Raw genomic sequence first — 23,808 nt, 5'->3', positions numbered from 1 at the left:
AACAACACTTGGCTGTTCTATCCGTTACTGTTTTTTAGGTTGCTTTTGACTTATATAAGTTAAAGCTGTTCGTTTAAAAATCTTAAAAGAATCTTTCGAAGACTTTCAAAGCACTATTTAATTATCAAGGTTCATTGTTCTTTTGTGTCATTCGCTCTCTCGCGACGACTTAACTATCATAGCATCAGCCATGACAATTGTCAACAGCTTTTTTACATTTTTTTGCAATTTTTTGTTACTCGAAGAATAGATGCAAAAAACACCGGCTTTTTGTGCAGGGAACGTCCACAGTCCCGGTGCTTCACAGGAACGAGTCGAAGACGATGTTCAAGTGTTAGTACCGCTGGTTTTAGGACTTACTGCGAACGGTTCCTCTGCACAAATACCGGTGTTATTTGTGACTCATTTATGCTTCATCAATGGCTTTTCCGATATCACTTCTGCAGTATTTATTATCGAAGTCTACCAGTTTAACTGCCTCATAGGCATTAGCACGAGCCTTTTTAAGGTCATCTCCAGTTGCTACCACACCAAGGACGCGGCCTCCGTTGGTAACGATCTTGCCGTCTTTGAATTTTGTTCCGGCATGGAAGACATAGTAGCCGTCTTTATCTTTGAAATTCTCAAGTCCTCTGATCTCCAGACCTTTATCGTATTTCACCGGATAGCCGTCGGATGCCAGTACCACACAGACTGCTGCATTGTCCTCAAATTCCAGCTCAATCTGATCGAGGCTGCCATCTACACATGCCTCGAAGACATCAATGATGTCATTTTTCATGCGGGGCAGGACAACCTGTGCCTCCGGATCACCGAATCTGGCGTTGTACTCCAGAACTTTCGGACCCTTCGGAGTGAGCATAAGGCCGAAGAAAATGATACCTTTGAATTCTCTGCCCTCTGCTGCCATAGCATCTACCGTCTTCTGATAAATATATTTTCTGCAGAATGCATCTACTTCTTCTGTATAAAACGGACTCGGGGAGAAGGTTCCCATACCACCGGTATTGAGACCCTGATCGCCGTCCAGCGCACGCTTGTGATCCTGCGCAGAGGTCATGATACGGATAGTCTTGCCGTCTACAAAACTGAGCACGGACACCTCGCGTCCGGTCATGAACTCTTCAATGACCATCTGGTTGCCGGCGCTGCCGAATTTCTTATCCAGCATAATGGATTTCACCCCATCTTTTGCCTCTTCCAGCGTATTGCAAATCAGCACACCTTTTCCAAGTGCCAGTCCATCGGCTTTCAGAACAATCGGGAAATCTGCATGTTCCAGATAAGCAAGAGCTTTCTCCGGATCATCAAAATTCTCATAAGCTGCAGTCGGAATGTCATATTTCTTCATAAGATCTTTGGAAAATGCTTTGGAACCTTCCAGAATTGCCGCATTTTTCCGCGGTCCGAAGACGCGCAGTCCCTGTGCCTCAAACACATCCACGATACCGCCTACCAGCGGGTCATCCATACCGATGACCGTCAGGTCGATCTCTTTTTCTTTTGCAAATGCTGCCAGTTTGTCGAACTCCATGGCAGTGATATCCACGCACTCCGCATACTCTGCGATTCCTGCATTTCCTGGCGCACAGTAGATCTTCTCTACCTTCGGGCTCTGTGCAATCTTCCATGCCAGTGCATGTTCTCTTCCGCCGCTTCCAACAATCAAAATTTTCATATGAATGCCTCTCTTATTGTTCAATCAGAGCTTTGCCGCCCTCTACTTTCACTTTACCGTTTGCTATCAGATCAATGGCCCTGGGCATGATCACCCATTCTGCCTCTTCCATTACCCGCAGCTGCAGGGACTTCGGTGTATCATCCTGATGCACCTCCACTGCTTTCTGCAGAATGATTGGTCCTGTATCAGTTCCGTCGTCCACAAAATGTACGGTGGCTCCGGTCACTTTCACGCCTCGGTTCAATACCCCTTCATGTACCTTCAGTCCGTAATAATCTTTTCCACAGAAAGAAGGAATCAGAGACGGATGAATATTAATGATCCGATTTTTAAAATGTTCCACAATCTTCGGCGGAATGACAACCAGACAGCCTGCCAGCACTACAAGATCTGCTTCTGAGTCAATAAGTGCCTGAAGAAGCGCATCGTTAAAAGCTTCCCTGTCCGTAAAATCCTTCTGGCTTAATGCCTTTGCCGGAATTCCTGCTTTGGCAGCCCGCTCCAGCGCATAGGCATTTTTATTATTGCTGATGACCACTTTGATCTCCGCATTGGTAATCCGTCCGTCTGCAATGGAATCGATAATCGACTGCAGATTGGTTCCTCCGCCGGATACCAGAACTGCCAGTTTTAACATAAGGTCACACCCTTCTCACCTGCTTCTACAGAACCAACCACGTACGGGGTCTCCCCTGCTGCCTTCAGTGCCTCCATCGTCTTGTCCACATCTGCCGGATCAACAGCCAGAATCATGCCAAGTCCCATGTTGAAGGTGTTGTACATCATTTCTTCGGTAATATTTCCCTCTTCCTGCAGCATCTTGAAGATCGGAAGTACCGGATAACTGTCTTTCTTCACAACCGCACGCACGCCGTCCGGAAGCATTCTCGGAATGTTCTCATAGAATCCGCCGCCGGTGATATGACTGCAGCCTTTCACAGTCACGCCTGCTTCTTTGACACTCTTTAATGCTTTCACATAGATTCTGGTCGGAGTGATCAGCGTCTCACCCAGGGTAGCGCCCAGATTGTCATAATATGTATTCAGTGCTTCTTCGCTCATACGGAACACTTTTCTTACCAAAGAGAATCCGTTGCTGTGGATTCCGGAAGATGCAATACCGATGAGGGTATCGCCCGGTTTAATGGTCTCTCCGGTGATCAGATCTTTTTTATCAACAACGCCAACTGCAAATCCTGCCAGATCGTACTCGTCTTCCGGCATCAGTCCCGGATGCTCTGCAGTCTCACCGCCGATCAATGCAGCGCCAGCCTGTTTGCAGCCCTCTGCCACACCTTTTACGATCTCTGCGATTTTCTCCGGATAGTTCTTGCCGCAGGCAATATAGTCGAGGAAGAACAGCGGCTCACCGCCTGCACATGCCACATCGTTGACGCACATGGCAACTGCATCGATACCGATGGTATCATGTTTGTCCATGAGAAATGCCAGCTTTACTTTGGTTCCGCATCCGTCGGTTCCGGACAGGAGCACCGGGTCTTCCATATCTTTGATGGCATTTAAGGAAAATGCACCGGAGAAACCTCCCAGTCCGCCAAGGACTTCCGGTCTCATGGTTGCCTTTACATGCTCTTTCATAAGCTCTACTGATTTGTAACCAGCCTCAATATCCACACCTGCGTTTTTGTAATCCATTCTGTAGTCCTCCTTTTCCCTGTACACGTTCTACATCTGTTTCAGATATTCTTTATATCCGATCTCGTCCAGTTTCTTTGCCTTACCTTCTACTTCTTCTTTCATATCTTCTGAATATTTTTTCAGACGCTCCAGAAGCTCCGGATCAGAAGCTGCCAGAATCTTTGCTGCCAGAATACCTGCATTGGCTCCGCCGTTAATGGCTACGGTTGCTACCGGAATACCGGTCGGCATCTGCACGATAGAATAAAGAGAATCCACACCGCCCAGGTCAGAAGTCTTCATTGGAATTCCGATAACCGGAAGCGGGAAAATTGCCGCACACATACCCGGAAGGTGAGCCGCTTTTCCAGCGCCTGCGATAATCACCTTGAAGCCTTTGCTCTCTGCGCTTTTCGCATATTCAAAGAATACGTCCGGCTCTCTGTGAGCGGAGATGATCGTCATCTCAAACTCCACACCCAGTTTTGCAAGTACATCTGCTGCTTTGCTCATGATGGGCATATCTGAATCGCTGCCCATGACAATTCCTACTTTTGCCATCGTAAATCTCCTCCATGTAATGAAACATTTCCCACTTCCGTCCCATGGACTCGTGGAACTTTTATTAGTTTCTTTTATAAGTTATATTGATAATATTGTCTCTACTTATAAGTTATATTACAGGGACTTTCTATAATTGTCAAGACTTCTGCTTAAGTAATATCCGGTAACTCGGAGTAACCATATGTGAGCGGAACCGCTCGCGCTAAGTCCTCGATCCAGCGGTACTAACATTCGAACATCGCTGAACGCTCGTTCTCATGAAGTACCGGGACTGCGGACGTTCCTTTCACATACAGTTACCTCCTTGTCACCTACATATCGTACGCATCCAACGGCACATTTAATTCCTCCGTTCCCGGCAGGACGAATCTTCCGTCCTGGATGATATCCTCAGTGCTGCCATCAGCGTGGATAACCGCGATGGACTCCAGTTCATCATAAGGAATCGTAATGTCCGTGTGACAATTAAAATATGCCTTGCCCGGATCTTCCTTTCGAAGCACAGAACACTCATTTTCCTTTGCCACAATCCGTTTGCCATCCGGATTGAAGGTGTCTGTATCTTCCTCCCAGGAGTAGCAGGTGTCACCCACTGCGAAATGGGGGCCGGTCTTCTCTGCAATGAGAATCGGCATACATGCCTCGATGCCGTATTTTCTTGCCATGACATAGGCCGTAGTATTGGTTCCGATGGCAAATTCTCCCATCGGGAGGGTATCATGATGGAACAGCACATTTTCCTGAATATAACGGCGGTTTTCCTCTTCCTTCTCATAGTTGCCGCAGGTGTAATCCCGGATCATGCCATTCCTGAAGGTGAGGGTCAGATCCCGGTAAAATAATTCGTTGAGATAGACCCCTGTCACATGGAGAAGTCCTTCCGTTCCGGTCAGTTTCGGAGAGGTAAATACTTCTCCTACCGGAATATTAACGTCTGCCACACAGTTTTCAAAGACAGTCTCCTTCTCTGAATCCTGCTTCTCTGCCAACGCCACCGTCAGATCAGTCCGGTTGGCACCAGCTCCCTGAATGTGGACAGAAGTTCCTTTATCCAGCGCATTGATGATCGTCTGCTGGATTCTCTGATAGGTGTGATAGTCCAGTGTATTGATCTTCACAGTCTCCGTAAAGATCTCCTCAAAATGTTCGCCAATATCCGGTACCGGGAAGGCAATAATGGTAAAGCTCCGCTCCTCACCCGGAATATATTCATTGGTCATCTGGCCTGCCTTACTGTTTAAGAGCACCTGATTTTTCTGCTGCTTTTCGTTCAGCTTCAGTGCTTCTTCCTTTCCTTTCGGCTCAAAGGGTTTCTCTCCGAAAATCTCCATAACAGCAGGACCTGCATGACCTTTGGACAGTTCTTTATATTCTTCAAAGGTGGTCTTCATTACTCCCAGCTTCCGCTCCACGAAAGCCTTGTCCATAAAGAGGGCTGCATCACCTTTATGATCATAATCATACTGCCGGTTAGGAGAACTTGCATAATAACCGATCTTGTTATTTTCCCGCATGTTGACTCTGCTCACAGCCGCCCGATAAATAATACTCTCAAGACCCATATCCGCAAAATTCTTCACGGCCTGACGGATGATACGCTCAAATCCCAGACAGTAACGGATATTCACAGTCTTTTTCTTTGACAGGTCTTTGCCGTTGGCCACAAATCCAATCCGATAACCTTCTGTGAATACGGACGCCAGCTTCCGGATCTCCTCCTCCGGAAGGGTATTTAAAAAGGTGCTGGTCTTCAGCTCTGTCTCACTGATGTACTCGCCGAATTGATAGAGATAACGCGGATCTGATAAATCCTCTCCCATGATAATGTCTCTTGCAAAAGACAGGGACGGATCTACCTGCTCACGAACCCGGTATGCCGCCATCACATCACTATAATCACTCATAAACCAGTATACATCCTTGCGAAGACGCTCTTCCTCTGGCTGCTCACCATCTGCGTATTCGCTGTGAATCTGCAGGAACAGTTCCATATGAATGAGCAGTTCCTCTTCTCTTCCCTCAAATGCATAGACGATCATACCGCGGATCTCGGTATAAATAAAGGACAGAATCTGTCCCACACCTTCGCCCAACATCTGCACGGCATAAGACGGATTGGCAAAGCTCTTTTCATATGCCTCGCCCTCAATATCCCCATACAGCTCTCTGTTCCATTTCTGAAGTTCTGCAAGAGAGGCATGTTTCCAGTCTTTTTTCTCCAGCACCAGTTCCATAAACTGTGCTGTTCTTTTAAAATAATCTCCTGCCGGACCTTCCACTTCCGGATTTGCGGCAATCTGGTGGATACGCTCCACCGCCAGATCCATGCGTTCCTTTAAATCTTCTCTTTCTTCCATTTTCTCACCATCCGAGTATATAAATTGATACAAAACCTGCCAGCAGCAGAAAATTCAGCCCGCAGCCAAGCCGCGGAAATAACCGGTAGGTTCCTTCCTCCCGGTATCCAAGGATTCCATAATATAATCCGGCGCAGGCGCACAGCATGGCCAGGAATCCGGTCACTGCAATGATTCTTCCTGCCTGACCGCTTCGTATATAAGCTGCCGCAACAGATGCCGCAAAAAGCAGCAGCGCAGCCCCACCAAGTCCACTGGATATGATTCCCTGACGGGAATGCTTTTTATCCGTGAACCGGATTTTTTTCTTATTCCACATGTCTTTCTTTCCTCCGATGCCATTTTATCAGGCGGTACAATCCATATCCCAGACAGCACCCCCATGTATTTAACAGGACATCATCCACATCACAGCTTCCCACTTTCAGTACCAGCTGTGATAATTCCACCATCAGACTTAACTCAAATCCAATAAATGTCGTTCTCAAGAATCCGGACGGTTTCCGGCCAATCGACGGCAGTAAAGCACCAAAGGGAATAAATCCAATGACATTTCCGCCCAGATTCAAAAATACATATCCAATACCGATCTGTTCCCGATACCGAAGATATCGGCTGATTTCCTGAAATGGAACCAGATTATACCGATACTCCCCTTCCAGGAACGTACGCCCCCATTCTTCTGAAAAAATGAGAAAATAGACCAGCAAAACCAGATAGACACCGAGAAAAATTCTGCACCAGAACCGGATTTTTTTCTCCGTTTTTTCTTTCACCAAATCTCCTTTACAAGGCGTCAAAAGGAGGGGCGCATCATGCCCCTCCCAGCCTAAAACATCAAATCAGATTTTCCTTTTAAAAGGCGTGCGCCATTTACAATCGTCAGAATTCCAGTGACTACACCTGTTACCAGCACAATAATGCCGAGCGCCAGCGTACCGCCGCCTACACGTCCCATTAATTTATAGGTTTTCTCATTGTTCATGCAGAAGTTACCCCCTTATTTTGCTCCGTACTGTTCATAGTATGCATCGATGGCAGCTTTTAATGTGTCGTCGATGATGACTTTGCCCTTGTACGGACGGTTATACAGATATTCTACCACATCTGCCATGGTTACGATAGCGTTGGTTGGGAATCCGTAGAGATCTTTTACCTCATCAAGAGCGCACTTTACGCCGCCCTTTCCAACTTCCATACGATCCAGCGATACCATAAGCCCCACGATTTCTACATCAGCTGCTCCTTTTACCTTCGGCACGGTCTCTTCCATGGATTTTCCGGAAGTGGTAACATCCTCGATCATGACAACGCGGTCACCGTCTTTTAATTTGCTTCCCAGGAAGCTTCCCTTGTCAGCGCCATGATCCTTCTCCTCTTTCCGGTCGGAGCAATAACGAATCTCTTTTCCAAACAATTCACTGTATGCAATCGCAGTGACTACGCTCAGCGGAATGCCCTTGTATGCCGGTCCGAAAAGTACATCAAAATCATCCCCATATTTATCATGAATGGCTTTCGCATAATACTCACCCAGCTTCTTTAACTGGGAGCCCGTTACATATGCACCTGCATTCATAAAAAACGGGGATTTTCTGCCGCTCTTTAATGTGAACTCGCCGAATTTCAGCACATCACAATCTACCATAAATTCTATAAATTCCTGTTTATACTGTTCCATTCTTTCATCCTCCTGTGTTAGGTCCGTGTCCTTTAGCGCACTGCGCCGACCAGATCTTTGATATCTTCTACCTGATATTTTTTCATATAAGCTTCAATACCTTCTGCCACTTCTTTTGCGGCATAGGGATTGGCAAAATTCGCAGTTCCCACAGAAACCGCGGTTGCTCCTGCCAGGATAAATTCCAATGCATCATCTGCGTTCGTGATACCGCCCATGCCGATGATCGGAATCTTCACCGCGTTGGCTGCCTGATATACCATCCGGACTGCCACCGGTTTCACAGCCGGACCGGACATACCTCCGGTCTTATTTGCCAGAGCAAAGGTTCTTCTGTTGATGTCAATCTTCATACCGGTCAGGGTATTGATCATGGACAGGGCGTCTGCTCCGCCTGCCTCTGCGGCTTTTGCCATGACAGTAATGTCCGTCACATTGGGACTTAATTTCATGATGACCGGCTGTTTTGCCCGTTTTTTTACCTGCTCAGTAATATGCTGCAGTGCTTTCGGATCCTGTCCGAAGGCAATGCCGCCTTCCTTTACATTTGGGCAGGAAACATTGATCTCCAGCAGATCCACCGGCTCCTCCGCCAGACGCTCTACCACCTCACAGTAATCTTCTTCACTCTTTCCGCAGACATTGACGATGATCTTCGTATCATACTGCTTCAGGAACGGAATATCTCTTTTTACAAATACATCAATCCCCGGGTTCTGCAGGCCAATGGCATTGAGCATGCCGCTTCTGGTCTCTGCGATTCGAGGTGTCGGATTGCCCGGCCACGGCACATTTGCCACACCCTTGGTCACTACGGCACCCAATGCTCCCAGATCATAAAATTCACTGTACTCAGCACCGGATCCAAAGGTTCCGGATGCAGTCATGACTGGATTTTTAAGCTCCACACCTGCGATGGTTACTTTTGTATTCATTACAGTTCCACCTCCGTACTTAAAAATACCGGTCCATCCTTGCAGACTCTCTTATTGTGCACATGGGAATGTCCGTCCACCTCTTTTGACTGGCAGACACAGGCAAGACAGGCTCCGATGCCGCAGGCCATGCGCTCTTCCATGGAAATGTAACACTCGATGCCTTTTTCCTCCGCATAAGCCTTGATAGCACGGAGCATCGGTTTCGGACCGCAGGCATAGATGACATCTGCTTCGATTCCATGCTCACGGACAGCATCCATGACATTTCCCTTCGTTCCTGCACTTCCATCTTCCGTTGCGATATAGAAGTCTCCGGATGCGGACAGTTCTTCTGTCAGGAACAGTTCATCCCGGTATCCGGCTACTGTCTGCACTCCCGTACAGCCCTGTGCCTTCAATGCAGCTCCCAGCTGTACCATCGGCGGCACGCCGATACCTCCGCCCATCAGAAGCGGCTTCTTTCCTTTTAACGGGAATCCATTTCCCAGAGGTCCTAAGATCTCCAGTTTATCTCCGGCTTTCCGTCCGGAAAATTCTGCAGTTCCTTCTCCGACTACCCGATATACAAGGCGAAGCTTTCCTTCCTCTGCATTGATTTCGCAGATACTGATGGGACGCGGCAGCATATGACTTCCATCACTGCTGTATACGGACACGAACTGTCCCGGAACTGCGCCTTTTGCAATCTGCTCGGTCTGAAGCCACAGGCTGAAAATTCCGGAAGCAATCTCTTTCTGCTCCAGAACGGTGGCAAATTCTCTGTTCTTCATGTCTTTATTTTCTCCATTCTTCGACGCAGGCGGAACACGTCCTACGCATTCCGCCCGTATGATCATCTATTAAAGTGCTGCGTCCAAAGCTCCCTGAATATCTGCAATCATAGCCTCTACGGCCGCACGGGATGCATCCCCAAAATTCTCTGCTCCGAATTTTGCATATGCTTCCTGTTTGTAAGCGGCAATGATACCTCTGGAAGAATTGACAATCGCACCAAGACCGTCTTCATTAAAGAAATGAACCAGGTCTTTTCCTTTTCCGCCCTGTGCTCCATATCCCGGTACCAGAATGAAGGATTTCGGCATTACTTTACGAAGAATCTCTCCCTGCTCCGGATAGGTGGCACCTACTACGGCTCCGATGTAGCTGTAGCCATCACCCATGTGATCTTCGCCCCACTGAGCTACCTTCTCGCCTACCAGTTCATACAGCGGTTTTCCGTTGATCAGCTGGTCCTGAAATTCACCGCTGGACGGGTTGGATGTTTTTACAAGGATAAAGAGACCTTTCTTTTCCTCTTTGCAGACATCAATGAAGGGTTTCACGCCGTCAGATCCAAGATACGGATTGACCGTAGCAAAATCCTCATCAAAACCTGCATAGGTTTTACTTCCCACCTGCACCTTTCCAAGATGACCGGTCGCATAGGCCGCAGAAGTGGAACCGATATCACCACGTTTAATATCACCGATCACTACCAGATCTTTAGATTTGCAGTAATCTACAGTTTTCTTATATGCTTTCAGGCCCTCGATGCCAAACTGCTCATACATGGCAATCTGCGGTTTGACTGCCGGAATCAGATCATAGGTCTTGTCTACGATCTCTTTATTGAACTGCCAGATTGCTTCTGCCGCTCCCTCCAGAGTTTCTCCAAACTCGTCAAACGCTTTTTTCTGAATATGCTCCGGTACATAAGAAAGCATCGGATCAAGTCCTACCACGATAGGTGCCTTTGTTTTCTGGATCTTATTGATCAGTTTGTTAATCATGGAAATCTCCTTTGTCTGTCTTAATTTTTCTGCGTTCTAGTGTAGCATAACTGTTCCGCGATTTCAATGCGTATCCAACACCTTTTCCAGTTCTTCCACCACAATCTTCAATGCTTTGATTCTCGCATATTTTTTATCCACAGATTCCAGTATATGCCATGGAGCATAGGTGGTACTGGTTCTGGCAATCATCTCATTGACCGCGATTTCATACTGATCCCACTTTTCCCGGTTTCTCCAGTCCTCATCCGTAATTTTCCACTGCTTTTCCGGTGTATTCTGACGGTCCGTAAAACGGCGCAGTTGGGTTACTTTGTCAATCTGTACCCAGAATTTAATAATCACAGCACCCCAGTCGTGGAGTTCCTTTTCAAATTCATTAATCTCATTATAGGCGCGTTTCCAGTCATTTTCACTGCAGAAGCCTTCCAGGCGTTCCACCATAACTCTTCCATACCAGGTTCGGTCAAAGATAGCTATATGCCCGGTCTTGGGAAGTCTGGTCCAGAACCGCCACAGATAATGCCTTGCCTTCTCATGAGGCTCCGGACTGGCAATCGGATGTACTTCGTAGCCTCTCGGATCCAGTGCTCCTGTAATCCGCTTAATATTACCGCCCTTTCCTGCTGCATCCCAGCCTTCATAGGCGATAATCACCGGCACTTTCTTCCGGTACAGGCGATTGTGAAGGTCTCCCAGACAGGTCTGCAGCCGCTTTAATTCTTCCTGATATTCTTCATCTGCCAGCTCTTTGTCCAACGGGATCTCGGAGAGCAGCGGCATCTTTTCCAACGGAAAAACATTTTGCAGAAGCGGCGCCGCCATATTCCGGTTATGAAACGCAATGTCAATTCCCTGAGTCAGCGTCTCCAACACCTGCAATTCCGTCCATTTCTTTGATTTGGCATCAATGATGTACCAGGGTGCCGATGGCATACTGGTGTCTTTCATATAGGAAGAAAACGCATCCACACATTTCTCATAATGATGATTCTGCCACATGTCATTTCTATTGACACGCCACATGGTATCCTTCTCTTCTGTCAGATGTTTGATCCGTTTCTTCTGCTCTTTTTCTGAAATGTGCAGAAAAAATTTCATAACCAGATATCCATTATCCGTCAGCTGACGCTCAAACCGGCGAATGCTCTCGATCCGTCTGGTATATTCTGATTCTTTCAGTTCTCCGCGCAGATAATCACCCACCGTCTCACCCATCCAGCCAGAATCCAGAAATACAAATTTTCCTGCTTCCGGAATCTTTGCAAAATACCGGTACAAGAACGGATGCCGCTCCTCTTCCTCGCTCTTCTTCTCCATAGATTCTACCTTAAAGAAACGCGGATCAATGTTTTGAATAATCTCTCCGATGCAGCTTCCCTTTCCAGCTGTTCCCCAGCCCTCCATAAGCACCAGCACCGGAATCTTCTTCTCTTTAATGAGCATCTGCTGCCGCGCCAGCTTCTCCCTCGCTGCAGTAAGACGTTTTTTCAGTTCCTCTTCCTCCGGTTTCTCTGCAGCTTTCCATTCTCTCAGCATATGTGTACCCCCCTGAACCATTCTATTTTTTATATTTTCCAAACAAAAACAATCGTAAAATTCCCGCATGGTCAATGATGTAGATAAGCGCTGCCGTGATGGCACTCATGACCACAAATGCTGCTCCTGCGTAGAGCAGTCCCTCCGCACTCCAGAAAGTGTAGGCAATTTCCTCCGGATTCAGCACTTTTGCAAACTGGTAATGAAGGACATAGATTTCCAGCGTATAAAGTCCCAGCTGTGCAAGTTTCTGTTTTGCCCGGCAGTCTTTCCAGTCCAGCACGATCCGGATTAGCCAGAAACATCCAAGGAAGGATGCAATGGTCTGTACCCCAAGCATCACAATGCCAGTCACCGTCACCAGATCCAGTTTCACGACCATCATTAGAAATACAATGCCGCCAATCCAGGTTGTCCACCGCTGCAGCCGCACCGGTACATACTTTTCCACCAACTCCTCATGCATTCCCACAAAATATGCCACGGTGTAATAGGGGAGATAAATTACCAGTATGGACGGACTTAAGAACGTCACACCTGCCAGATATGCTGCCAGAATCCCGCCGCATCCCAAGAACCAGATCACCCAGAACACCATTTCTTTGCCTCTGCCCCACAGATTCTGGAGCAGTTGCGCTACATAAGCAAGCAGCGTAAATAAAAATAATGTCATCAAAAACCATAAACCATAGTCCAGCTGAAACAATACCGTCTTCAATGCCCGCGGCACATAGGTCAGATGCTGCACCACCAACCAGGAAAAGAATGGGAGAAGATATGCCACTGCCCGCTTTTTCATGCGCACGCTAAATTGTTCTACACTCTGTATTTTCGTCCCTTTTCCTGTCAGATATCCACTGACCAGAAAAAATAATGGCATCTGGATGGATTTGATCACATCATAGAGATAGGGATCCGTCATATGATTATGGACCTGTACGTGTCCGAACATGACCAGCAAAATGGCAATTCCTTTCAGACAGTCCAGGGATTCGTTCCGTTCTTTCATGTAGATACCTCATTATTACAGACTACAGTCAGCTAAGCGAGTATCTGTAACAGTCTGTGAGCGGAACCGCTCGCGCTAAGTCCTCGATCCAGCGGTACTAACCTTCGAATGTCGCTTAACGCTCCTTCTCAGGAAGTACCGGGACTGCGGACGTTCCTTTCACAGACTGTCACCTTCACTCGCATTAACATTCCTATATATCAGTTTATCACAGTGATTGCCGAGGAGCAATAAATGTGTTAGACTATTCAAAGTTTAACACATTCACATGGAGAGAACACACTATGATAGAAAAAATCAAAAAGACACCGCTCTACCCAGTGTTGGCAGGAATTTACCCGCGGTTTCACAAGGTCTACATCTGGCTGGTATGGCAGATCTGCTATCTGCTTCCGGTAGAGCATAAAAAAATCGTCTTCAGCAACTTTAACGGCGGCGGCTTTGGCGACAATACCCGCTACATTGCGGAGGAATGCATCCGCCGGAAGATTCCTTATAAAATGTATTGGGTCTGTGAAAAGCCTGGCTGCACATTTCCACCGGAACTAACCATCATCCGGCCCAACACTGCAGCTTTTGTCTATCACATGGCAACCGCCGGTGTCTGGGTGGACAATACGAGAAAGCTTTATTATTTCAAAAAGAAAAAAAGGCAGACTTACATCCATACTTGGCATGCAGGTCCCGGTTTGAAACGGATCGAGCGCGACGCAGGCAGCGGACTTTCCAAAGAGTACATCTCCTATGCGAAAAAGGATTCCAAGGCTATCGACCTGCTTCTGTCCAACTGCAGATTCTGGACCCAGTGTTTTAAAAGCTGCTTCTGGTATGATGGTCCAATTATGGAAAAGGGACTTCCCAAAAATGATCTGTATTTTCAGGATCAGACTCCTCTTCGCAGCATGATCCGTGACTACTACCATCTTCCTCAGGATATAAATCTGGTGCTCTATGTACCGACCTGGCGTGAGAACCGGAAGCTCAATGCTTATCATCTGGATTTTGACGGATGTATCAAGGCCTTCGAGGAACGCTTCGGCGGCAAATGGGCCATGCTGGTCCGCATGCATCCTAACGTAAATGCAGCAGACTTCGACATTCACTACACGGACCGGATCATCAACGCTTCTCCATACCCTAACAGTCAGGAACTTCTGGCTGCTGGAGACGCTGTCATCACAGACTACTCCTCCTGCGGATTTGATTATCTGCAGCTGGACCGCCTGTCCTTCTTCTATGCAGAGGACTATGATCAGATGAAACGGGACAAAGGATATTATATGGAACTCTCTGAGCTTCCGTCTCCGATTGCCTTCAATAACGGACAGATGTTGAAAAACATTCTGGATTTCTCATGGGAAGAATACGAGAAAAAAAGAAAGACTTTCATGAAAAAAATGGATTATTACGATGATGGTCACGCGGCAGAAGCGGTAGTTGATTATATTTTGGAGCTGAAATAGTGCCGAAACGAAAATCCCCGGAGGGCAGTCCGGGGATTTTCTTATTCCATTACGGTGGAATCATGCCGAGGGTTAGTTGTCATTTTTTCCATCTTTAGTTCTTACTTTATGATTTCATCATCTTATTAATATTAAATGGCGGCAAAACAACGCATTCAACTCCAGGCTGTGCCGTCAGAAGAGAAACCTCACTTCTTAAATACGGCATCATAATAGCAACCGCATTTTTACTGATCAAGTCATTCTTTTTCGACTCGTCCAGCACTTCTTCATCATCAAAAGAGAAAAATCCAACTAAATTAATTTCCAACGTATACTCTTCTGGCTTCTTTCCTTGTATTTTATTTTACTTGACATAATTTATTATACCATGAATGGCAGGTTCTTCGGAGCCTGCTTTTTCATTTTTTTGGACACAAAAAGGAGCTGCTGCTCCATAGATGATTACTCCATCTATTTTGCAACAGCCCCTTCTCACTCTAAATCTCCGTAAAAGAGTACCTCTGCAGCAATCCTGCCGACTCAATATCAATGACAACAGATCCATCTGCCTGCAGGGTTTTCTCCAGATGGAGTTCCTTATCTTTATGGCGGGCACGGACATAGGCTTCCGGATCTTCCACTTCTGCCTCCTCAAAGAACACATCCCGCATCTGATTATTGGCACATTCATTGAAAATCTCATGTACGATCTCATATTCTTTCATGATTCATTCCTCCTGATTCTTCCGGTATAATACTAGTCCTGCTCATCCACCTGTTTTTTCAGATACCGTCCTACCACATGGGCAAAGGTAGATAACGTCCTGATATAGGCAAAATCTTTTCCAAAAATTCTCCGCTCCGCAGATAGATCCTGTTCTTCTCCGGCAAAGACACCCAGTACAGAAATCCCCTGGGAACGAAGGCGGCGCACTTCTGCCGCTGTATCCTTCACCGCATATTCTCCGGTGTAGACAGCCGGATTCTTAACATTGGGACGGTTAAGCACCACATCGTTTGGGCGGCCGTCACTGAGCATAATGAGGATTTTGTTCTCTTCCGGCCGTTGGAGAAGTCCGTCGGCTGCTGCCCGGAGCGCCAGACCGTCCCGATTGCTGGATGATGAGGTAAACTCCAGAATCCGCCAGTCTGCTTCTGCCTTTTCGTCATATTCCCGGAATCTGCGCATCACTGTATAGCTCCAAAAGCTGCAAAAGCTGAACACCCGATGGGGAATCCCCGCTTTTGACAGAGCCGCCGATAAGATAAAGCCCTGCAGTGCCACATCCTGCTGCCGTCCCCTCTGAGAACCGCTTCCATCCATGAGAATGTCTACTACAAAATCGGAATTAAGCTTCTTCGAAGTCCTTAAGAAGAGCCGGGCATCCTCCGTCCGCCCCACCTTCCACAGTTTTGAAGGAATGACTGTCCCGAAAGTACTCCGTGTCTGCTCTGCTTCATTTCTTGCCTGCAAAGACCGTTTTAGGAGATTTCCAAGCTGAGTAATGTTCTGCCTTGCCATCCGCTGATGCTGCCGGTAATATCTTCGGTTCAGCTCCAGTGTCCGGCATGCCAGCACATAGGTATTATTTTCCCGGACGTAATTTTCGATAATGCCATCTGTATAATAAAGACGACAGTCCCCATGAACACCGCGGCAGATTCTGCGGTTCATCCGTTCCTGCTCCCGTTCGTCCATATAAGACCGTCCAAAATTCAGTTCAATATAAGAGTACATTTTCCGGGCTGCCTCTTCTGTCACCAGAAGCTTCTTTGCCCTGCTCTTCCGTTCCTGCTCCTCCATCTCCGGCGGAATGACACTGCTGTCCACCTGACGCATCATTTCCTCGAGGGTAGCTTCTTCCGCTGTCTCATCCAGAAAATCCTGCCAATTGAATTTCTTTAAGTCCTCTGCACTGACAGCAAGTACCTGCTCCAATGTGCCGTGCTCCTGCTCAAATTCCGGATCTACCAGTCGATTATAAAAATCGTCTACTTTTCGAATGACTTCCTCAGTGGTCTCTGCTTTTCGGAGAGCCAGCAGCTGATCTACCTGCTCACGCACTCTTCGCTCTGCCGCGTAAGTTCCATTCAGTCCTTCCTGCAGCATGGCAATCTTCATACGGCCCACCGGATTGTTGTACCGGGCCAATCGGTCAAAATCCCGATCCAGCAAATCTTCAAAAGCTCTTTTCCGGAGTGTCCGGACTCCTGCCCTCTCCTCACATATTTTTTCTGACACCGCCTGATCTACGCACATCTGCGCCAATCCCATAAGAGAAGATTCCTCTGCTCCCATATACAGCTTTTTCACCAGGTACATGCCGAAAGCATCTTTAGAAAAGAAACGCGCAAAAGCCCCCTGTTTCACCGCGTCATAGAGGGATATATATTTAGAACGCTGAAAAGAATCAATATCCAGACTCACTTCCAGAGCATAATCCCCACTGACGGTCCAGAGCAGGTTTTTTATGCGGTTTTCCAGTTCATAACGGTATTCTTCATCCGGCATCAGAATACATTCTCCTTCGTCCAGTCTTCCGGAATGCGTGTCATGACCATATCTGACACAATTTCCTTTTCAAAAATATCAAATGCTTTGTTGGTAATTCCCATCTGCACTGCCTGATAAGGAGGAAGACCGATCTCCACCGCACCAAGGGAACCAAGAAGTCCTCTCAGATCCAGTGCTTTGGTAGAAATCTCACTGTTCTGGGCCTTTGTCTGCAAATCCAGAAACAATCCGCAGAAGGCATCTTCAGCCGCTTCCTTGATTCCCGGATAATCATGCCGAATAATCTTTCTTAAATTTTCTTCCGAAAGCTCCGGCATATCAATGACGAGAAACCGGGACACCAGCGCTTCATTTAACTCTCTTGTTCCTGCATATCCGTAGTTCATGGTTCCGATAAAGCGGGTAGCCGGATGAAGCTCAATCCTCTCATATCCCGGCACATCGATCATCCGCCGATAGTCGAGGGTGGCATGAAGCACACTGGCTGCATCATTTTTTGCCATATTGATCTCATCGAAGACACCAAATCCGCCTTCTTCCGCACAGCGGTACACACTTCCTTTTCTGAGCTGTACTTCATTATTTCTGAAGGTGTCCGTTCCAATCAGGGAACTGCTGTCGGTATTTACATTAAAAGAAATATTATAGGAAGGTCTTCCAAACATCCAGGCCAGATTTTCCGCCAGAATATTTTTACCGGTAGCCTTTCCTCCTGTGAGCAGCAGATTAGACCCTTGGAGCAGCGCCGCCATGGCCATCTCCAGAATTTCTTTCCCATAGAAAGGAATCTTCGGTTCCGAGATCCGGTTTCTTACTGCCTCGTGAACAGGATACTCTTTTCGGAATGCTTCCACCTGCTCGATGAGCACCGGGGATACTTCCTGTTCCTCTAAAAACTGTAATTCTTTCTGCATCTTTCTCTCCTCATCAGTCCTCCAGAAACTGTGCCAGCACATAGTTGCTCACATCAATTCCATAATCTGTTAGACAGATTTTACCATTCTTTTCCTGTAAAAGCTGTTGTTTCTGCAACTCTTCCAGTAACTTCTCATAATGTTCCCGGTAAGGTCCAGGATCCACGCCCTCCATCTTCCGAAGGCCCAGGAAGAAATATTCCTCCCGGATATCCTGCTCACTTAAATGCTCATTGCTTCCTGCAAAATTTCCCCTGAGATATTCGGTCAGATCTTCCTGCACGGTACTTCTGACACTATTTAGCAGAGAGGATGCCCCAAGACCAAATCCTTTGTAATCCCTTCTGCTCCAATACCCCAGATTATGACGGCAGGCATAGCCTTTTCTGGCATAATTGGAAATCTCATACCGTTCATATCCTTGCTCTGCCAGAATCCGCTTCGTGTCATAATACATCTGCCGTTCTTCGTCTTCCGGAGGCAGGAGTTCCGGATGGTCTGCATACTTCTCATAGAAAGGCGTTCCTTCCTCAATGATCAGACTGTATGCTGAAATATGCTCCGGATTAAGAACCAGCACTTTCTGCAATGTTTCCTGCCAACTCTTCCGGGTCTGTCCAGGGAGCGCAGACATGAGATCCACATTGATATTGGTAAATCCGGCAGTTCTCGCCGCCTCATAGCTTTTCAGAAACTGCTCCCAGGTATGGATTCTCCCCAGTTTCTGTAATTCTTCATTATCTGCCGATTGAAGTCCAAAACTGATCCTGTTTATACCAAAAGAACGGTAGGCGTCAAGTTTTCTTCCGTCTACCGTTCCCGGATTGGCTTCTATGGTCACCTCTGCATCCGCTTTCCAGTCAAACTGCCGATGCAGAAGATCCATCACACGCCCGATCTCTTCTTCCGGAAGGATACTGGGGGTACCGCCTCCAAAGAATGCGGATACCACCTCATAGTCTTCTGCCAGTGGGGCCGCCTTCTGGATTTCCTCCAGCAGACGATCTACATACTGTGCCTGCACTTCCCGGCCGGCCGGAGCCGACCGGAAATCACAGTATGCACATTTTCGGACACAAAATGGAATGTGAATATATAGTTCCAGTTCCTTTTTCATCTTATTTGTCATCCAGTTTTAATACACTCATGAATGCTTTCTGCGGGATCTCCACATTTCCTACCTGACGCATCCGCTTCTTACCTTCCTTCTGTTTTTCCAGAAGCTTCTTCTTTCGGGAAATATCTCCGCCGTAACATTTTGCCAGAACGTCTTTTCTCATGGCTCTGACGGTCTCACGGGCAATGATCTTTCCGCCAACGGCTGCCTGAATCGGAATTTCAAAAAGATGACGCGGAATCTCGTCTTTCAGCTTCTCACACATTCTGCGGCCCCTCTCATAAGCAGATGCACTGTGTACGATGAAGGAAAGCGCGTCCACTTCCTCTTTGTTAATAAGGATATCCAGTTTCACCAGCTCGGACTGTACGTATCCCTTGAATTCATAGTCAAAGGATGCATATCCTCTGGAACGGGACTTCAGCGCATCGAAGAAATCATAAATGATCTCATTGAGTGGAAGATCATATTTCAGAAGGGCACGGGTCTCCTCAATATATTCCATACCAAGATAAATTCCGCGGCGCTCCTGGCAAAGATCCATAATAGAACCGATAAATTCCGTCGTTACCATAATCTCCGCACTGACCATCGGCTCTTCCATATATTCGATCTCGGATGGATCCGGCAAGTTGGACGGGTTGGTCAGTTCAATCATCTCCCCATTCGTCTTATGCACCCGGTAAATAACACCCGGTGCTGTGGTCACCAGATCAAGGTTATATTCTCTCTCCAGACGCTCCTGAATGATTTCCAGGTGCAGTAACCCTAAGAATCCGCAACGGAAACCAAAGCCAAGGGCAATGGAAGTCTCCGGCTCAAACTGCAGGGACGCATCATTCAGCTGAAGCTTCTCCAACGCATCCCGAAGATCCGGATATTTGGCACCGTCGGCCGGATAGAGTCCACAGTATACCATGGACTGTACCTTTTTATAACCTGGCAGTGGTTCTGCACAGGGGTTGTCCCGGTCCGTGACGGTATCACCCACGCGGGTATCTTTTACATTTTTAATACTTCCGGTAATATAACCTACCATGCCGGCGCTTAGCTCGTCACAAGGAATAAACTGACCTGCTCCGAAATATCCCACTTCCACCACATCGGCTTCCGCTCCGGTCGCCATCATTTTGATCGGCGTTCCTTTACGGACGGTTCCTTCTTTGATCCGGCAGAAAATAATAACTCCTTTGTAAGAATCATAAAGAGAGTCGAAAATCAGCGCCTGCAGCGGTGCATTCGGATCTCCCTTTGGAGCCGGAATCTTCGTCACGATCTGCTCCAGCACTTCTTCTACATTCAGACCTGTCTTCGCAGAAATCCGGGGGGCGTCATGGGCTTCGATACCGATAACATCTTCGATCTCCTCCACCACACGGTCCGGATCTGCACTCGGCAGATCAATTTTATTAATAACCGGCATCACATCCAGGTCATGATCCAGTGCCAGATATACATTGGCCAGCGTCTGGGCCTCAATTCCCTGGGCTGCATCCACCACCAGAATGGCACCGTCACAGGCTGCAAGGCTTCGGGATACCTCATAGTTAAAGTCTACATGTCCGGGAGTATCTATCAGATTAAAAATATACTCCTCCCCATTCTTTGCTTTATAAACAGTACGGACGGTCTGAGCTTTGATGGTAATTCCACGTTCTCTTTCCAGGTCCATATTATCCAGCACCTGAGCCTGCATCTCCCGGCTGGTGAGCAGTCCGGTCTTCTCGATAATCCGGTCTGCAAGGGTTGATTTTCCATGGTCTATATGGGCTACAATGCAAAAATTACGAATTTTGCTCTGATCGATTTCTGACATACTTCTTTTCCTCCGTATCTTACATCATATCATGTTCCAAAAACCTTATCAAGCAAATCTGCCAGTGGTTCCATGGTATTCATGATCTCTTCTACTGTGTTGGTCTGGGCGCCCACCTCGATGAGCAGCGCTTTTTTTGACAGATGAAGGTTATAGCGGAGACTTTTCAGATAAATATTCCGGGCCAGTCCCGGATAATACTGTTCGCAGAGCAGCTTTAGCTGCAGGGTAAGAGCCAGATTATCCTGCCGATAAGGATTGTAAAGATAATCAATGGATCCGTTTTTTCTCGTTCTGCTCAATCCATTAAAAAACATAAAACGTGCCATGGTCTTTCCATTGATCTCCGTTACCAGACGAGTTCCTTCTGCCACACCATCCCGGTGCAGATCAATGACTGACTGGATGGAAGGATAGGTTTCCAAAATTCCACTAATCTCCTCCTGCGCCCGGCTGTAGGCTTCGCTTCGGTCCAGTTTTCCATCGATGAGATCATAGACACTGGTTACATGGAGTACCTGATATCCCCGCTCCGTCAGATACTGTGTCAGCACCTCTCCCGCACCTACAATCGTCGTAGAATTATCCCCCGGCACAGAATCCACAAACCCTTCCTGGGAATGGGTATGGTAAATGAGAATCTGCGGGCCATCCACACTTTTGTCAATTCCCATATCTTCAGATAATAAGGTCTCCGCATCCAGTTCCTCCGGTGTAATATAGGTATTCGGTTCGATCGTATAAAAATGACTGGTCAAATAATCAAAATCCGACAATTCCTCCAGGTTATAAAGGGTCCCGACAGAGGCAGTTTTTGTCCCTTCTTCCGGCTGTGCCTCTTCCTGCTCTGCTGTCACCTCTGGTTCCGGCATCTCTGTCTGTTCCTGATCCTTCTGTTCTTTTTCCTGTTCCAGCGCATGTTCATTTTCCTGCCGGGTCAGGGACGCCAGATCGTAGGCTTTTCCTTCCTCATCTGTCTCATTTTCATCATGGACGCCTCCGGTCACCAACATTTCATAGGTAGCCGTATTTTCTGCCTCTTCTCTATGTACCGCACATACCTCCAGCTTTTTCAGCGGATGCATGGTCATAGCCCAGTTTACATACCATTCTTCCAGAGAATCTGCTTCCTCCTCCCGGATTTCCAGCATTAATCCCGGATACAACATCCTGGCTGCCATCCGCTGGATGGACTGCTGCCCCATAGCCGCTGCTTCCGCCAGAAGCGTCGATGGATGCTCGGGACAGAACCTCCTGCCACCCGTAAATATAATATAAAAACTGCCTATGAAAAAGAAACAGCCGAGCAGCCTTCCTGAAATTTTCCCCAGATATTGCTTCATTGCTTTCTCACCCGTTTATATATATGGGAAATTTCGTCTGTCTATGCTTTTTCGGAAATCTGAAAAGCTATATTCAGGGCCTCCGATAAGGTAAAGCTTAACTGTTTGATGATCTCATCAATATTTTTGGGTGTCACGAACATGCCGTTCAGATGGGGCGGCATCCGTTCACAACTGCCCTGGGCATCATAGATAATGGCTGCTGCTTCCACCACAGTAGGAACACCAATGGCAATAACCGGAATTCCAAGACTTTCTTTGGTCAGGCTTCCTCTATGATTGCCTACACCGGAGCCTGGCTGAATACCTGTATTTGTCAGTTGAATGGTTCTTCCAAGCCTCCTGGTGCTTCTTGCCGCCAATGCATCAATGACCAGCAGAATATCGGGAGAGGTCTGATCAATGATCCCCTGCAGAATTTCTGACGTCTCCATTCCAGTCTGGGCCATCACCCCTGGCGCAATTCCGCTGACGGCACTGGCCTGCTCCATTCCCATGGTTTCCTTCCCATATTCCCGGAAAAGATGTCGGGTGATCATAAGATTGGACACCGTTTTCGGTCCCAGTGCATCCGGTGTCACATCCCTGTTTCCAAGTCCCGCTACCAGAACTGACCGGTCACGATTCTCCCCGGTCAGTTCTTTGAGACATCCTGCCAGCGCTTCCGAAATCTCTCTGTGATAATCCTCGTCAGGAACAGCCATCCCTGGCGCTTCCATTGTCAGGTACGTACCCACCGGTTTTCCCATCTCTCTGGCGCCCCGCTCTGAAAGAATCTTCACCCTGGTGATTTTCAGATCCAGCGCTTCTTCATACTCTTCTTCCACGACAACGCCATGAACCTCCGTATCACTTCCATCAAAGCTCTCTCGTGCCTCCAGTGCCAGATCTGTACGCACCCGCATCCGGTCCATCTGTTCTACCTCCTTTTACTTCGGGAATTCGCGGTTCCGCTCACAAACTGTCACTTGCAGCCGTTTCGATACCTAATTACCCGATTTTTTCCGAAAAATTCAATTTTATGTATTGACAGTTATGCCCCTTTCGACTAGAATATATTCATGTGTGTTTCTATGTAAAGCCACCGTGTCTCGCTTTCATGAAACATGTATCAAAAATTCAATGATAATTGCCCATGCCCCTTTGAGGTCGGGCTGTACAAGTTATTTGGAGGTGCACAAAATGGCTAATATTAAATCCGCTAAAAAAAGAATCCTGGTAACTGAGACCAGAACTGCAAGAAACAAAGCAATCAAATCCGAAGTTAAGACCATGGTAAAGAAAGTATACGCTGCTATCGATTCCAAAGATCAGGAAGCTGCTAAAGCTGCTCTGAAAGCTGCTATCTCTACTCTGGACAAAGCTACTACCAAGGGTGTATATCACAAAAACACTACTTCCAGAAAAATTTCCCGTATGCAGAAAGCCGTTAACGCAATGGCTTAATCCGGGATTCGGATCTTTTTATAAAAACATAATAAA

At 47.2% G+C, this 23,808-nt stretch carries 24 protein-coding genes; 2 read left to right on the top strand and 22 right to left on the bottom strand.

Going from position 1 to position 23,808, the window contains the following annotated elements; genetic code table 11:
• Window positions 1–406: 406 nt before the first annotated feature.
• The 14 genes from purD to ACZMB2_RS03940 all read right to left on the bottom strand — a co-directional run bounded on the left by purD (window position 407) and on the right by ACZMB2_RS03940 (window position 13,176).
• The gene (purD, locus tag ACZMB2_RS04005; RefSeq protein WP_487595624.1) at window positions 407–1,678 is read right to left on the bottom strand and encodes a phosphoribosylamine--glycine ligase; all 1,272 of its coding nucleotides are present in this window, start codon (window positions 1,676–1,678) and stop codon (window positions 407–409) included.
• 13 nt (window positions 1,679–1,691) lie between these two features.
• Complete coding sequence (gene purN / locus ACZMB2_RS04000) at window positions 1,692–2,318, bottom strand: phosphoribosylglycinamide formyltransferase (protein ID WP_487595623.1); 627 nt, start codon at window positions 2,316–2,318, stop codon at window positions 1,692–1,694.
• A complete protein-coding gene (gene purM, locus ACZMB2_RS03995) occupies window positions 2,312–3,337 on the bottom strand; it encodes a phosphoribosylformylglycinamidine cyclo-ligase (RefSeq protein ID WP_487595622.1) in 1,026 nt (341 codons plus the stop codon). The genes purN and purM overlap by 7 nt, the downstream gene beginning before the upstream one ends.
• Window positions 3,338–3,367: 30 nt before the next feature.
• Window positions 3,368–3,880: a 5-(carboxyamino)imidazole ribonucleotide mutase gene (purE, locus tag ACZMB2_RS03990; RefSeq protein ID WP_118770348.1), complete on the bottom strand. Its 513-nt coding sequence runs from the start codon at window positions 3,878–3,880 to the stop codon at window positions 3,368–3,370.
• Window positions 3,881–4,194: 314 nt separating this feature from the next.
• Window positions 4,195–6,240: an aminopeptidase gene (locus ACZMB2_RS03985; protein ID WP_487595621.1), complete on the bottom strand. Its 2,046-nt coding sequence runs from the start codon at window positions 6,238–6,240 to the stop codon at window positions 4,195–4,197.
• A 4-nt stretch (window positions 6,241–6,244) separates the two neighbouring features.
• Entirely contained in the window at window positions 6,245–6,559 is a 315-nt protein-coding gene (locus ACZMB2_RS03980; protein ID WP_487595620.1) for a DUF6142 family protein, read from the bottom strand.
• Window positions 6,549–7,016, bottom strand: a complete 468-nt coding sequence (locus tag ACZMB2_RS03975) for a VanZ family protein (RefSeq protein ID WP_487595619.1) — start codon at window positions 7,014–7,016, stop codon at window positions 6,549–6,551. The genes ACZMB2_RS03980 and ACZMB2_RS03975 overlap by 11 nt, the downstream gene beginning before the upstream one ends.
• A 53-nt stretch (window positions 7,017–7,069) precedes the next feature.
• Window positions 7,070–7,225 (bottom strand): hypothetical protein, encoded by a 156-nt coding sequence (locus ACZMB2_RS03970; RefSeq protein ID WP_487595618.1) that lies wholly within the window; start codon window positions 7,223–7,225, stop codon window positions 7,070–7,072.
• Window positions 7,226–7,240: 15 nt separating this feature from the next.
• The gene (pyrE, locus tag ACZMB2_RS03965; protein ID WP_118770352.1) at window positions 7,241–7,921 is read right to left on the bottom strand and encodes an orotate phosphoribosyltransferase; all 681 of its coding nucleotides are present in this window, start codon (window positions 7,919–7,921) and stop codon (window positions 7,241–7,243) included.
• Window positions 7,922–7,953: 32 nt separating this feature from the next.
• Window positions 7,954–8,856 carry a dihydroorotate dehydrogenase gene (locus ACZMB2_RS03960; protein ID WP_118770353.1) on the bottom strand — a complete coding sequence of 301 codons (903 nt, stop codon included), beginning with the start codon at window positions 8,854–8,856 and terminating at the stop codon, window positions 7,954–7,956.
• Window positions 8,856–9,629, bottom strand: a complete 774-nt coding sequence (locus ACZMB2_RS03955; RefSeq protein WP_487595617.1) for a dihydroorotate dehydrogenase electron transfer subunit — start codon at window positions 9,627–9,629, stop codon at window positions 8,856–8,858. The genes ACZMB2_RS03960 and ACZMB2_RS03955 overlap by 1 nt, the downstream gene beginning before the upstream one ends.
• Before the next feature lie 69 nt (window positions 9,630–9,698).
• The gene (gene pyrF / locus ACZMB2_RS03950; RefSeq protein WP_487595616.1) at window positions 9,699–10,628 is read right to left on the bottom strand and encodes an orotidine-5'-phosphate decarboxylase; all 930 of its coding nucleotides are present in this window, start codon (window positions 10,626–10,628) and stop codon (window positions 9,699–9,701) included.
• Window positions 10,629–10,691: 63 nt separating this feature from the next.
• Window positions 10,692–12,167 carry a polyphosphate:AMP phosphotransferase gene (gene pap, locus ACZMB2_RS03945; protein WP_487595615.1) on the bottom strand — a complete coding sequence of 492 codons (1,476 nt, stop codon included), beginning with the start codon at window positions 12,165–12,167 and terminating at the stop codon, window positions 10,692–10,694.
• Window positions 12,168–12,189: 22 nt separating this feature from the next.
• On the bottom strand, window positions 12,190–13,176 hold the full coding sequence (locus tag ACZMB2_RS03940) for an acyltransferase family protein (RefSeq protein WP_487595614.1): 987 nt from the start codon (window positions 13,174–13,176) through the stop codon (window positions 12,190–12,192).
• A 284-nt stretch (window positions 13,177–13,460) separates the two neighbouring features.
• On the opposite strand from ACZMB2_RS03940, the gene ACZMB2_RS03935 reads away from it, so the two are divergent.
• Window positions 13,461–14,639 carry a CDP-glycerol glycerophosphotransferase family protein gene (locus ACZMB2_RS03935; RefSeq protein ID WP_487595613.1) on the top strand — a complete coding sequence of 393 codons (1,179 nt, stop codon included), beginning with the start codon at window positions 13,461–13,463 and terminating at the stop codon, window positions 14,637–14,639.
• Between the two features lie 106 nt (window positions 14,640–14,745).
• Here the strand turns inward: ACZMB2_RS03935 and ACZMB2_RS03930 are convergent, their stop codons facing one another.
• The 8 genes from ACZMB2_RS03930 to gpr all read right to left on the bottom strand — a co-directional run bounded on the left by ACZMB2_RS03930 (window position 14,746) and on the right by gpr (window position 23,240).
• A complete protein-coding gene (locus ACZMB2_RS03930) occupies window positions 14,746–14,949 on the bottom strand; it encodes a protein-export chaperone SecB (protein WP_487595612.1) in 204 nt (67 codons plus the stop codon).
• A gap of 169 nt (window positions 14,950–15,118) precedes the next feature.
• Window positions 15,119–15,346 (bottom strand): hypothetical protein, encoded by a 228-nt coding sequence (locus ACZMB2_RS03925; protein ID WP_487595611.1) that lies wholly within the window; start codon window positions 15,344–15,346, stop codon window positions 15,119–15,121.
• Window positions 15,347–15,378: 32 nt separating this feature from the next.
• Entirely contained in the window at window positions 15,379–17,133 is a 1,755-nt protein-coding gene (locus tag ACZMB2_RS03920) for a vWA domain-containing protein (RefSeq protein WP_487595610.1), read from the bottom strand.
• A complete protein-coding gene (locus ACZMB2_RS03915) occupies window positions 17,133–18,050 on the bottom strand; it encodes an AAA family ATPase (protein WP_487595609.1) in 918 nt (305 codons plus the stop codon). Before ACZMB2_RS03915 ends, ACZMB2_RS03920 begins: the two co-directional genes overlap by 1 nt.
• A 13-nt stretch (window positions 18,051–18,063) precedes the next feature.
• Entirely contained in the window at window positions 18,064–19,167 is a 1,104-nt protein-coding gene (hemW, locus tag ACZMB2_RS03910) for a radical SAM family heme chaperone HemW (RefSeq protein WP_487595627.1), read from the bottom strand.
• 1 nt (window position 19,168) lies between these two features.
• A complete protein-coding gene (gene lepA / locus ACZMB2_RS03905) occupies window positions 19,169–20,983 on the bottom strand; it encodes a translation elongation factor 4 (RefSeq protein ID WP_487595608.1) in 1,815 nt (604 codons plus the stop codon).
• A 29-nt stretch (window positions 20,984–21,012) separates the two neighbouring features.
• Window positions 21,013–22,188 (bottom strand): stage II sporulation protein P, encoded by a 1,176-nt coding sequence (locus ACZMB2_RS03900; protein WP_487595607.1) that lies wholly within the window; start codon window positions 22,186–22,188, stop codon window positions 21,013–21,015.
• Window positions 22,189–22,367: 179 nt separating this feature from the next.
• Window positions 22,368–23,240, bottom strand: a complete 873-nt coding sequence (gene gpr, locus ACZMB2_RS03895; RefSeq protein ID WP_487595606.1) for a GPR endopeptidase — start codon at window positions 23,238–23,240, stop codon at window positions 22,368–22,370.
• 268 nt (window positions 23,241–23,508) lie between these two features.
• Between gpr and rpsT the strand changes: the two genes are divergently transcribed.
• A complete protein-coding gene (rpsT, locus tag ACZMB2_RS03890; RefSeq protein ID WP_487595605.1) occupies window positions 23,509–23,772 on the top strand; it encodes a 30S ribosomal protein S20 in 264 nt (87 codons plus the stop codon).
• Window positions 23,773–23,808: the final 36 nt, after the last annotated feature.

It is taken from the genome of Hominiventricola sp., from assembly GCF_057604405.1.
Note: the sequence above shows the minus strand (reverse complement) of the source record. Positions and strands in the feature narration are given on the sequence as shown.